At 60.0% G+C, this 12,371-nt stretch carries 11 protein-coding genes and 1 pseudogene; 1 reads left to right on the top strand and 11 read right to left on the bottom strand.

Annotated features, from left to right (window positions below):
- Positions 1 to 2: 2 nt before the first annotated feature.
- The 11 genes and pseudogenes from G9U53_RS12070 to G9U53_RS12020 all read right to left on the bottom strand — a co-directional run bounded on the left by G9U53_RS12070 (position 3) and on the right by G9U53_RS12020 (position 11,593).
- On the bottom strand, positions 3 to 440 hold the full coding sequence (locus G9U53_RS12070) for an urease subunit beta (protein WP_003943812.1): 438 nt from the start codon (positions 438 to 440) through the stop codon (positions 3 to 5).
- A 29-nt stretch (positions 441 to 469) separates the two neighbouring features.
- Positions 470 to 772 (bottom strand): urease subunit gamma, encoded by a 303-nt coding sequence (locus tag G9U53_RS12065; RefSeq protein WP_007731718.1) that lies wholly within the window; start codon positions 770 to 772, stop codon positions 470 to 472.
- A gap of 51 nt (positions 773 to 823) precedes the next feature.
- Complete coding sequence (locus G9U53_RS12060; RefSeq protein ID WP_007731720.1) at positions 824 to 2,509, bottom strand: ammonium transporter; 1,686 nt, start codon at positions 2,507 to 2,509, stop codon at positions 824 to 826.
- Positions 2,510 to 3,078: 569 nt separating this feature from the next.
- Entirely contained in the window at positions 3,079 to 4,074 is a 996-nt protein-coding gene (locus G9U53_RS12055) for a squalene cyclase (RefSeq protein ID WP_165638723.1), read from the bottom strand.
- Between the two features lie 92 nt (positions 4,075 to 4,166).
- Positions 4,167 to 4,406 (bottom strand): annotated as a pseudogene (locus tag G9U53_RS12050) (hypothetical protein); the annotation flags it as partial.
- A 330-nt stretch (positions 4,407 to 4,736) separates the two neighbouring features.
- Positions 4,737 to 5,414: an SMI1/KNR4 family protein gene (locus tag G9U53_RS12045; RefSeq protein WP_165638722.1), complete on the bottom strand. Its 678-nt coding sequence runs from the start codon at positions 5,412 to 5,414 to the stop codon at positions 4,737 to 4,739.
- Between the two features lie 1,022 nt (positions 5,415 to 6,436).
- Positions 6,437 to 8,587: a hypothetical protein gene (locus G9U53_RS12040; RefSeq protein ID WP_207624205.1), complete on the bottom strand. Its 2,151-nt coding sequence runs from the start codon at positions 8,585 to 8,587 to the stop codon at positions 6,437 to 6,439.
- Positions 8,584 to 8,922, bottom strand: coding sequence for a hypothetical protein (locus G9U53_RS12035; RefSeq protein WP_029254242.1), 339 nt, complete (start codon positions 8,920 to 8,922; stop codon positions 8,584 to 8,586). Before G9U53_RS12035 ends, G9U53_RS12040 begins: the two co-directional genes overlap by 4 nt.
- 62 nt (positions 8,923 to 8,984) lie before the next feature.
- The gene (locus G9U53_RS12030) at positions 8,985 to 9,377 is read right to left on the bottom strand and encodes a hypothetical protein (protein WP_020968150.1); all 393 of its coding nucleotides are present in this window, start codon (positions 9,375 to 9,377) and stop codon (positions 8,985 to 8,987) included.
- Positions 9,378 to 9,467: 90 nt separating this feature from the next.
- Entirely contained in the window at positions 9,468 to 10,151 is a 684-nt protein-coding gene (locus tag G9U53_RS12025) for an MspA family porin (protein WP_020968149.1), read from the bottom strand.
- Between the two features lie 590 nt (positions 10,152 to 10,741).
- The gene (locus G9U53_RS12020; RefSeq protein ID WP_234551209.1) at positions 10,742 to 11,593 is read right to left on the bottom strand and encodes a glycoside hydrolase family 43 protein; all 852 of its coding nucleotides are present in this window, start codon (positions 11,591 to 11,593) and stop codon (positions 10,742 to 10,744) included.
- A 251-nt stretch (positions 11,594 to 11,844) separates the two neighbouring features.
- Here G9U53_RS12020 and G9U53_RS12015 point away from each other — a divergent pair, with 251 nt between their 5' ends.
- Positions 11,845 to 12,339: a DUF1877 family protein gene (locus G9U53_RS12015; RefSeq protein ID WP_019746449.1), complete on the top strand. Its 495-nt coding sequence runs from the start codon at positions 11,845 to 11,847 to the stop codon at positions 12,337 to 12,339.
- Positions 12,340 to 12,371: the final 32 nt, after the last annotated feature.

Raw genomic sequence — 12,371 nt, 5'->3', positions numbered from 1 at the left:
AATCAGTCGGTTTGAGGTTCGGACAGAAAGCCGAGTTCTTCGGCACGCTGGACGGCTCCGGGAAGCCGAGGCCGGTAGGCGGCGTGGGTCGGCGCCCAACCGTCGACAAGTCCGTTGAAGCCTTGCACTCGTTGCTTGCCGCCGAACGGCACCAACGTCACTTCCTTCTCGTCGCCCGGCTCGAACCTGACCGCCGTGCCCGCGGGAATGTCGAGGCGCCAGCCGAAGGACTGTTCACGATCGAAGGACAACGCGCGATTGACTTCCATGAAGTGGTAGTGCGAACCCACCTGGATGGGACGGTCACCGGTGTTTCGGACTCGCAACTTCAAACGTGGACGGCCCTCGTTGAGTTCGATCGGCTCGTCCCGCAACACGTATCCGCCGACCGGCACTTTCTTCTCGCCGCCGGAATCCTTCTTCGTCGATTTGCTTGCCATCTTGGAGTGCTCCTGACATCTCGGTCGGGCTACTGGATCGGAGAGTGCACGGTGACGAGCCGGCTACCGTCGAGGAACACCGCCTCGACCTGCACACGTGGAATCATCTCCGCGACACCGTCCATCACGTCGTCGACCGTCAAGGCGTGCGATGCGTCGGCCATGACCTCCTCGAGAGTCTTGCCCTCCCGAGCTCCCTCCAGGGCGGCTGCAGTGATAACTGCGACGGACTCCGGGTGATTGAGTTTGAGCCCCTTTGCCTTTCGCCTCAGTGCGACATCCGCCAACATGAGGATTGTCAGCTTGTCGAGTTCTCGCGGTGTCAGATGCATTCTGAACGCTCCTTGTCGATCATGCGGTAACTCCCTGTCGTCGAATACATGTCAGCTCCCCTGTTCCGTCGCTTCGGTGAGAGGTTCGGCCGCTTGCTGGACGAAACCGCTCCTCCTGCCGCCCGAGTACTCGTTGATCGCGTCCAGAACCGCCTGTGCATGTTCCGAGGCGACCAGCACCTCGACACGCAACCGCTCGGTGAACACGACGTCGTTGCGTTGTCCGCGGAACTTGAGCGAGGCCGAGTCACTCGCGGAGACATGCGCTTCCGATACGACTATCGACTCCGCTCCGGCGGCCAGCAGCGCCTCCCGTAGCTTCTCGGACTCGATGGTCTGCAATACCGCGGTGATGAGTTCGTGCTTCGGGGCGCCGAGGTTCGGAACAAGTTTTGCCCCCTCGACCAGGACCCCCGAGTCGAACCCGCTGGTCTGCGGCGCACCACCTGCGTCGACGAATGCGGCGTTGTAGCGGTATGCGTCCATGCCTTGCTGACGACGGTCGATGTCCACCTGGTCTTTTGGGGCCAGCTTGAGACCGATGGTCTTCTCGATGCCCGTGGCGATCAGCCAGGTCACCACGAACGAGAAAGCGATGACGACGATCAACGCCAGCGCCTGCTCGCCGAGTAGTCCTGCCCCGCCGCCGAAGAAGAGTCCGTCGCGGCCGATCGAATTGATGGCTTTTTCGCCGAACAAACCGAGAAGGAGTGAACCGAGGATGCCGCCGATGAAGTGGACCGCGATGACGTCGAGCGCGTCGTCGAACTTGAAGATCGACTTGAGCGCGAGCGCGAAGTGGCAGACCAGTCCGGCAAGCGCGCCGATCGCCAACGCGGAGAAGGTGCTGACGAAGCCGGCGCAAGGGGTGACGGTCGCGAGACCGGCTACCGCGCCGGTGATTCCGCCGATCGCCGTGGCCTTGCCCTCGGTGTACCTTTCGATGACGAGCCAGACGACCATACCGCCCGCTGCGGCGATGTGAGTGTTCATCAAGGCCTGTGCCGCAACACCATCGGCAGCCAATCCGTCGCCCGCGTTGAATCCGAACCAGCCGAACCACAGGATGCCTGCGCCGATCAACGCCAGAGGCACCGAGTGCGGGACTGCCTCGGCGTTGGGCCATCCCGGACGTTTACCTACCACCAGCAAGATTGCCAGGGCGGCGGCGCCGGCGGATGCGTGGACGACAATTCCGCCGGCCCAGTCCTGAGCTCCGCGGAGCGCCAACCAGCCTTCGGGATTGAAGAGCCAGTGCGCAATCGGGGGGTAGACGATGATCGACCACAGCACGAGCAGAACGGCCCAGCCCAAGGGCTTGAGCCGGTTTGCGGTCGCACCGGTGATCAGCGCAGGCGTGATGATCGCGAACATCATCTGATAGACCACGAACGCCAGAGTCGGTACCGCGACTGCACCTTCGATCAGGTGGAAGCCCGGGGCGGCGGCAGTGTGTATGTCCTGCAAGCCGAACAATTTGAGGTCACCGAGGAAGCCGGAACCCCAGTCTCCACTGAACGCGAAGCTGTATCCGAACACGACCCAGGTAATCGAGACGAGTCCGAGTGGGACGAGGTTCTGCTGCAACATGACGAGCGCACTGCTACCACGCACCAGACCGGCGTAGAAGAAGGCGAGTCCGGGAACCATGAAGAGAACCAGACCCGCGGAGATCAGCACCCACGCCGTGTCCCCACTGTCTATCACTGCTTCGGCTAACACCATTTCCATCGACATCGACGACCTCCGAGCATTATTCGGACCTGAACAAAGTCATTGGTTAGAGCAGCAATTCGCGATGTTCCGGTTCGCTGCGACAGTTACGCTACGTCCCATAGTTGCACCTTCTCAGCAAAATCGGGGGAACATCCGGTTTTCACGTTTAGTAGAGCATTGTTCTGGGAAAAGATGGGACTTTGCCTAAACATTGCGGACGCTCCACAACCTACAATTGCGGGACTAATTCTCGCCGAAAGTGGTTTAAATCTTGCAAAATGGGGAACGTAGCCGCAGGTGAGCGCCACTTTCGGAGCAGAAATGCCGTTTCCAGCTCGGGACTTAGCTCCCTAACCAAGACAGCTGCGAGCGCCTTATTTGATTACCAACGTCGGTGACCCGCCTATCCAATCGGGTAGGTAATTTCACCGAACATCTTCTCACCTGTTCAGATGATTAACCTTCACCGCACTGAGGGCAATCCTGTCGTTAATATGTTATTCATCCGTACTGGATATTTCGACCGGAAAGTCGAAGATCACCTTTCGATAACCTTTAAAGGTGAAATAATTTTCGCTGTAACTATTTTGTTATGCAGAACCTAGAGGGGAGGATTGATCCCACCAGGCGAGCACTCGGATGCCGGACAAAGTCAGCCACTTCGACGGCTCCCCCGCCTTTGTGTCGACCTCGAACCACACCCGCCCCGGTTGGCGACCGGCCTGGAGCCACGTCCCATCCGAGGCTCGAGCGGCCCGGATCATCTCGATCGCGTCCGCCATTCGCGGATCAGGCTCATTTCCATACGACAACGACGCTTCACGGAAGTAGTCGGCCGCATTGAGCACGTTGTAACGCCACCGGAATGGATACGCGAACCGTCCGACCCAGGGCCCCAGCGGTTCGCCGGTCGAGAGTCGCCGGAACAGACCGCGCCACAGTAAGAATTCCTCACCGGATCGCCGAGCCGCGCGCGTCTCATCTGTTCCCCCGGTCGCGATCTCGTACGCGAGAAGCCCTTTGAGTGAATTGAGCGTCGAATGGAACGACGATCGGGTCGAACCTTCGATCCACTCACAGTTCCACCCACCATCCGGAAGTTGATGCCGCACAAACCAATCAGCCAGTTCATCAACGGGCATGCCGAGCCAAACACCGTTTGCCACCGTCCAGGCGTTGATGCAGCAATCGACCTCACCGTCCCAGTACGGCCGGCCCTCGTACTCCCAGCGACAGTTCTCCGCGAGCAGTTCTGCAGTACGACGCTCCCGCAGAACACTGGCGTCGAGGCCCCACTCACGCAAGGAGTTGAGCGTCCAAGTAGTTGCCGTCCAGGGTTGCGAACCTTCTTCTGCTGCTTCGGGTCCCACGAAGTCGAATTCTGCCGGGAAGAACGCCCCACCCGCCCATTGGCCGTCTCGATCCTGCAATGAAAGCAGGCGTGCACCAAATCCTTTGGTAGCGATCGACGCGCGCGTCGCCGCCCACACAGTGGGCGCTTCGTTCACCAGGTCGCGCTCCACCTGCCACCGAATCGCTGGATCCGAATCGAGGAGCCACGCGAGCAAGTCGATTCGGGATGCCATCTGGCAATACTATCGAAAGGCGAAGCAGGCCATCCGGTTAACACATTTCTCGACGTCTGATGCAATGGTGAACTCCGGACCCGTTGCGTGGCCTACACCGGATAACCCAACGCCGCCCGCACCGCCACGATGTCGGCGGCAGCGACCTCCATTGGCTTGTCCCCCAACCGAACCAACGTGCCAATGGGCAGTTCCTCCACCACCGCAGATTGGGGGAGTTTGCTGCGATCGAACGTAACTCCTGAATGGAAGTATGTTTCCCATCCCACCTCCACCTCACCTTTCGACCGATTCTGAAGGTGCCGGTAGTCGCCGATGCTCCACCGAGCCCGAACTGCCCACGATCGCGTCGCCGGGTACGTTGCGCTGAGGCGATGATTCGGTCCGGTGGTAGAGCACGGTGACACGAGAGGCCCAGATATCGGCCTGCCCCCGTACGACCCTTAACGCCAGCGCAATCAGCGATTCGTCGGCAATGGTGCAGGAAAACGAGTCGATGCGTGAGGTACCCCCGAAACCGATCATGACCTCGAGATCCCTTTTGGTCAGACAAATTGATCATCTGCTCTTTGGAGACTGGATCCGAGGCACGTGCCACGTGGGGCAAGACCGCACACAAATTGCTTAGACTGTCTCCAGTCTGACTATCCAAGGCGCAGGCTCTAGGCACCGAGTCCGACGTTGGTCCAGATATCAAGGTAAGTGGAGTAATCGACCAGTTCAGGGGGTTCCGTCAATGACCACACAACACCCCTTGTCGATTCCTCACCAAAGTACAAGCAAAGATAACCGCCGCCGCCCGATCTGAATGTCGCGATGCAACGAGCCGGATCTGGGTACTCTTCAGGGGACAGCCCGTCCAGAATAGACCATTCAAAGCTGTCAATTCGAAACATATCTTCAAGAGGCAGTGGCCCGACAGTCTTACCGGCAATATAGTACCAACCGTTGTGCAAATTTGAATAGAAATTCTTTAGACTGGAGGGGAATTTATTCCAATACCCTGAAAGTTCATCACCATCCACTACCGGTGGCGTACCCAAATAATAGAGATCGGTCCCGTCTGCCATTTTAATTTTATATAGAAGAAAGAACCTATTTTCAGACCTGAGCAACCGCACATCAGATAGGTTATCTTTAATGTTTCTGTAAGTGTCGCCCAATATCGGTCGCCCAAATACGTCCCATTGGTCCAATATCCCAGAAATTCGAGCTGCAACGTCACCATTTAGTGCATCCAACCAATAATTCGGAAGCGCCATACGTTCAAGTGGTCTCAAGTCGTCAATCTCCGCAAGCACGGGCGAGTCGACACACCGCGAAATCTTGACCAGATCCACTACTGAACTCCATTCAATATATTAGATATCATTAACTATCCAGACGAGGCGGATGCTCGAAAAATGGGATGAGCTGCAGGGACTAGGGGAAGAGGACTACCGCTCGCGATGGCGCTGACAGCTACTGAATTGGGCTGCGCGAAGAGCAGCTTCGAGCCATCGATCATCCTGGTTACTGTACAGCTTACGCAAACCGGGCAGGTGTACGCCGCCATGTGGAAAGTACTGTTTCCCACGGCATCTCACTACAAGCTGTTCGGGTACGCGCGAGGGTGGTATCAAGGACAAAGCGCTCTACGCGCCGGCTCAGGTGTTGACCTGATTTCCGTCAGAATCGGTATCTCGTGCTTGGCGGTCAGTGTCTTTGTAGTGCAATTTGTCGTACCTGTTTACCGGAGGTGCATCCTTCTGCTCGCGGTAGAGCGCCCGTGTCAGCCAAGCACCGAAAACATCGTTGAATCCGGTGGGATGCCTTCGCGTGAGGAAGGGGGTCCACCACCACGCCACGAACACAGCAGCGAAACCGCACAAGAGGACAGGTCCGAGAATCGACCGCTGTGGAGCGGTGAGCCAAGCGAAAACGATGGTAAGGATCGACGAACTCCAGTAAATCGTTCTCGCATGACTGCGGTACATCACGTAGGGCGTAGATACGATCAACGCCACAGCCCCTGCAGCAATCGCACAAATCGCATAAAAGGTGGTCATGGTGCCGGTTCCGCTTGAGGAACGGTGTGTCGTCGGTATATGGAACTCTTCGGGAGAAAACGCAAAACGAGGACCGCCGCAGTGCCCGCGACAGCGCCGATCCGGGTGGTCGAATTGTCAGTCACGAGGAACACCATCCCACTCGCAGCCGTCAACGAAACGGCCAAGGTTATCGCGCCCCGCATCGGATTGCCTGCTGCGGCATCAAGCGCCGACAGCACCCCCGAGGCTAGGCAGAATGCAATGGCAGCGATCAGCAGGTAATGCACGGTCTCAGTCCCTTCTCTTGGAGCGATCGATCATTGTCTAAGGCTTCAATCAAATGATCGGCCTGCCCGGGTACCCAAGTATGCCCCGAGTAGCGATCCTCCGATTGCACCGATTCCGCCCCCGACTGCGGCACCTATCGGGCCGCCGAGAAACCCGCCGAGTGCGGCGCCACCTTTGCCGCCTGCCCATCCCAATGCGATTGCGCCACCGGAATTTCCCACAGTTTCGCCACGTGGCGCGCCTTCGCGCCACTTGATGACACCCGAGGCAACCTCAACTGCCACCGATAATCTGCTTAAAACAGTACCCACTGCCGCCGACCGAGCGGCCTGCGCAGCGCTCGGGAGCGAACCAGCATGATGCACACCGGTGTTCGCAAGGGCGCCCGCAGATTGCAAGCCCGAGGCGGGGCCACCGAGCGCGGTGCTGCCTTTACTCAAGACAGTTGCGATCTCGGAATCTGTATAGCCGCGGTCTCGCATCTGATCCACCTGCCATTGCAGGTCGTCAAGTTGTTGCTGTGCGGACAGAGGGACGTTGCCAGTGAAGTCAGCAGGTACGTCGCCATGGGCGAGCGCCCGTTGGTTCGCGGCCCTCTGCGCGGGGCCGATCAAACCGTTGTTGGGATCAGAGTCAAAGATCCCGAATGGTAATTCCATTGGAGGATCTGGCTGCGTCTGCGTTTCCATGTCGAGGTTGTCGAGTGGGTTCCACGGAGGCTCGCTCGCTGTACCCCCGGGTGTATCGGTGCCCGAGTCGGTCGGCGATCCGATATCGAACGGCAGTGGTGTTGTCGGTGCCGGCTGCGTCGGGGCGTCCATGTCGAGGTTGTCGAGTGGGTTCCACGGAGGCTCGCTCGTATCGGTGCCCGAGTCGGTCGGCGATCCGATATCGAACGGCAGAGGCGTTGTCGGTGCCGGCTGCGTCGGCGGATCCATGTCGAGATTGCCCAGTGGGTCGATCCCGCCGACGTCGTTGTAGGGGGAGTCTGTCGGGACGTTGACCATGACCGGTCCGCCGGACTGGTTGACGACCTCACCGCCGCCTTGAAGGGGTGTAGCGGTGACGTCTCGTCCGGTGACCGGGTCGCTGCCGCCGTAGGGGCCGTCAGCAGTGACCGGGTAGATGACGCCCGGGGTCGGGATAACGACTTGGTAGAGCTTGCCGTCACGGATCTCGTAGTAGGTGGGAACCGGATCGCCGTTGACGTCGTACGCCCACGCAGCGGCAACGGTGCCCTGCAAGTCTCCATTCGCGTCGTAGACACCGACGGACCCGTCGTCGTTGATGCTCATGTGTCCGCCGGGTGGTAGGTCGACCACCATTTCAGCTTCATGCGAGGAGGTTTCGTCGTGAATGAGGAAGATGGTGCGTTGTCCGCCACCTGGGTCGGGGATGACCACGACGTCCTGACCGCCGACGAAATACGGCATGAACGGTTTCGCGACCGTACCGACTACCTGGGAGAGAACCGACTCCCACGGACGCGCGCTCACACGCGCACTGAACGGTCCCGGCCGCCCCCTCACTCTCATACCCGCAGCGGTGAACGCCGCGGCCCCGACGAGGACCAGTTCGAGATACCGGTCACGGCCCGAGTCCTCCCCGGCGGTGGAAACATCCGCTGCCAGGTCCGGAACCGTTTGGGCCGGTGCGATATTCGAATCCGAATCCGCGGGGATCGGTCCGGGACCACGATCGGTGGTGGTTCCCTCACCCGGGGTGGGTGTGGGTGAGGGAACCGCTGATGCCGATGCATTGGGGAATGCACCGACACCAGTTTCCGAGGCCGGGGACTCGGAAGTAATGGGCGGAATCTCGATCGTCGGCACAGGGACGATGGGGGTGCCGTTGTAGGTGGGAAAGTTCGTCGGAGCATTCGCGCCGACATTCGGGCCACCGCCTGGAGCCTGCGCACCGGGGAGCCCGACCGTGGTCGTCGGCGCAACTGTCGCCGTCGTGGACGGCGCACTCAGGCACGGGTTGATGATCTCTGGCGGGATGGGTGCACCAGGTGGCAGCGACGCAATGAGATTCAGGTAGATCTGATGATCACGTGCCCGCACCGCCGCGCAGTTGACCGGAGCGGCGGAGAGTGCGATTCCCGCACCGATCACTCCGGCCGCTCCGGTCAACAGCGCCCCGGCGGCAAGCACTCCCGCGAGAGTCCGGCGAAGTCGTCTACCGGACTTCACCGGTGCGCACCACGATTGTCACTCTTCTTCGTTCGGAGTAGCGCGATGAGTTTGTCTGCGCCCCACCAGAACAACCGTCCGGAGATCGACATCCACAAGAAGAATGCCAGGTAAACCAGGATCGTCCCGTAGTCGTTCGCCCAGCCGGCGAGCTTCCCGATCACCGCGAATGCCGCGATCAGCAACCCCAGTCCGACTGCGGTGGCGATCACAGCCTTGGAAAGTGGACTGAGTTCGCTGTCCGGATCCCAGTCATCAACGTCTGCAACGTCTTTACTATCGACGGCAGTGGATTCCGACTGGACACTGCGGCGTTCGGCGTTGTTGACGGTCATGGCTGGAACTCCAAATAGGAAGGGAGAGCGGGGACAACGGGTCGCCGACGTTCGGCCTGGTATCAGTTCCAGTACTGCTCCGTCAGCACTATGTGCCCCTCACTGGCGGGGTGATTCGGGTCGGAGACAAAGACATTGGCATGCCCACCACGCGCGGCTGCTTCACCGAGCACAGCTCCTTCGAGGGCGTCGACCTTGCCATCGGTAACAGTTATCGCGGAACCAGGCGCCAACCAGACCCCCCTCAGCGAACCTGGAACGATGTTCGCAATCGCATCAGGAATCGGGCTCGCCGCCAATGCCGCGGTTTCCGCATTCGAGAGCGACAGACCGATCCGGCCATGTTCCGGTTCGACGATCGGAGTTGCGGCAGATGCCACGCCGGCGCCGAGAACACCGATCAGGGCGATACCTGCGGTGAGAGTTCCGGCAGTGGCCAAGGTACGAATCTTCATGATTTCTCCTTTGTGGGCGTGATGAGTAACCACCCCAGGACGGGACGGATCGGGAATAGTCGCCAGCAGCGCTGACGACGGCTGCGTGGGTTAGAGCCAGGTGGGATCGGAGTACACGAACAACGTGTTGTCGGACGTCGCCGTCGACACCGAGAGTTGTGCGTACGAGCGGATCGTCACCGGCCCCATGCACGCATCAACCTTCACGTGCACGTTCTCTGCCGTGATCGACGCCTTCGACGACTCGAGATCCTTCTTCCCCAACGGAATCGTCGTGATCGTGCCCGGCGCAATCGTCGACTGAATACTCGGATTCACCGACGCATTCACACCCACGTTCGCCGACGGGACACCCGAAATACTCACACCGACAGACGGGCCGAGCGAAAAGCCAAGCCCCAAGCCAAGTCCGGAGGAAACATCGATCTGGCAGCCGATCTGCAATCCCTGCTCGACATATCCGGTCTTCACCGCCGAATCGCCCGCACCACCAATCGTGCCGGTCACCTTCGCCGACACGAACCCCTCACGGGTGAACGCCGTCGTCGCCAGGTTCGGCACCGGGTTCGCCGACAGTTTCGTCGCGGCGAGATCCAACGACCAGCCGTCATCGGTGACAGTGCTCGCGAACTTGTCCGCCAACGCCGTCGGCGTTGCCGATGCACTCCCTGCGAAGACCACACCAGACGACAGCGCGGCAACCGCACACGCCGCGAGCCCTACCGCGGCCCTCGATCGACGATGGGATACGCCGTTTTGCGATTCGATCGACATGAACTGCTCCTCCACGTGACACAGCAACCAGAGCGGTAGCCGACAACTAACTGAATTAGTTACCGGACGGTACCAATCGTCCTGTTTGCCCGCCAGTGCGCCATCTCCCCCATCTTGGATTTAGGGTGAACTTTCGGTAACAGATATATATCGACAGGCTTATCAGCAGCGAAAAGGACCTAGGTCCCACTATGAGCAAGGTCACCGTTTACGGACGAGAAGACCCCTCAGAAACAGTGCGGCAAATCTGATTCGACCCGCATCCTGCGGGCCTCAGAGCAGCTGAAGGCAGAAAGTGCGGGCATCAAGCCAGTGCGCGTACTTGAATATGAAACTAACAGGCATTACCTGGCAATCAATCGTGAAGTACGGCGCCCAAGCGGGGCCTGGGAGCGCAACGCTGCACAGCTCCCGCGGAGATACTCACTTCATGGTCGGCGCGAACTCGTCGGACCCACGGGCATCGCATCGTTAGCTTGTCAATCACTGATAGGCGCAGACGACGCACACAAGTAGTACGCAAGTACGAGAAAAGGCTCTGACCAAGACCGGAGTCCTTGATCAGAGCCCTACCAACTCAGGGTCGAACGTTATGCCGGTTCTCTCATGATGCCGAGATGCCGTGCAGTCCCGGACACCCCAGGAACCTCTTGCACAGGAGACCAGGTGTTCAGCCCGTCCGTGCTGTCGGAGTAGAGATACTTTCCTTCGGTATAGGCGTCGAGATAGATCCGCCAGTCGCCGCTCGGCAACTGAACCACGGCCGGACCTTCGACAAGCGGACCCCAATTCCCGGGCGGGACAAACGAATAAGGTCCCGTCACCGAAGGAGCGACCGCATGCTCGACGACCTTCCTCGTCTCGTTCTTGGTGAACGCATGATAGGTCGATCCGACTTTGACCACGGTGGTGTCGATGTGGTCCGCACCGATCCCGGCGAGCGGAACAGGCGGGCTCCACAACCGGAGCGACGGTTCCAACGCCGTCATCAGATACGGCACAAATCCTCCACCGGTCGACATCGACAGGATGACGTTGACGCGATCGCCGTCCACAAACCACTCAGGCGCCCAGGCCTTGGTGACGAATGGTGACAGCGACGGTCCGTCGCTGAAACCAGCCGAACCCGAGAAGCCCGGGGGGCTCGCAGAACCGGTGCCATCTCCCGTACCGGGCATCAAGGCGCAGCAAAACGGAACCGGATAGTTCCCCAACGGCGTCCAGTTGATGCGGTCGCTGCTGCGTGCAAACCCGATGTTCGCCCCACCACCCGTCGTGTAGGTGAGGTAGTACAACCCGTCCGTGTTCCGGAAGATGCTCGGATCACGCACGAGCCCAGATGGCGGCCTGTACGCCGACTGCTGGACGAGTTGAAAGCCGGTGCCGTCAGCCGACTCGTAGACATCCATGTCACGGTCGCTGGCATTGCTGAACGCCACCATTGTGTATTTCCAGTCAGGCGGCGGCGCGGCGCTGCTGGCAGGGGCTGCGACCAGCAACCCCGCGACGACGAGGATCACCAGCGATACAACAGAAAGGCCGGTCCGTTTTGTCGGAATCACCGATGAAGTATGTATGACAGCAGGCCCTCCATGGGTAACTTCGGTCGGAGTTAGAGCAGGATCGTTACCTGAGGCGATTCGTCCCGTAGTGACGGCGGGACGGCGGCAAGGTCGGCCGTTAGCATCACGCCATGGAACTTGGAGTGCATTTCGCGCTGTCAGACAGCGTGGCAGCGGAACTTCTGGACGCGCGCGGCGACGACGACAAACTCGGCGCTGTGGTCGAGGACATCGAGGAGACGGGCCGATCCGAGTTCTCGTGCGACACGGACAAGGCGTGGGATCCGATCCTGTGCGCCCTCTCCAGCACGGGGTACGAGCGCGTGTCCGAGAACTGGCCGGCCTACGGCGTGATCCTGGGGGACGAAGACCTCAACACCGACACCGACGACCAACTCGTCACCTACCTGGCACCCGATCGGGTCGCCGAAGTCTCCTCGTACCTGGCGGAAATCACCGAATCCGAGTTCGGCGTGCGCTACGACGCGATGCCGCTCGACGACCGCAACCCGGAGTACGGCTCCGACGAGCGCGGGTACGCCTGGGGCTGGCTTCAGGAAGTGGCGGACTTTTTCCAGCGCGCGGCCCGAGAGCGTCGCCACGTGGTATTCACCGTGCGGTTCTGACGCCCACTACCCAAGCAGTGTGACTCCGAAAA

This window comes from Rhodococcus sp. D-46 (genome assembly GCF_011290655.1).
GTDB lineage: Bacteria > Actinomycetota > Actinomycetes > Mycobacteriales > Mycobacteriaceae > Rhodococcus_F > Rhodococcus_F qingshengii.
Note: the sequence above shows the minus strand (reverse complement) of the source record. Positions and strands in the feature narration are given on the sequence as shown.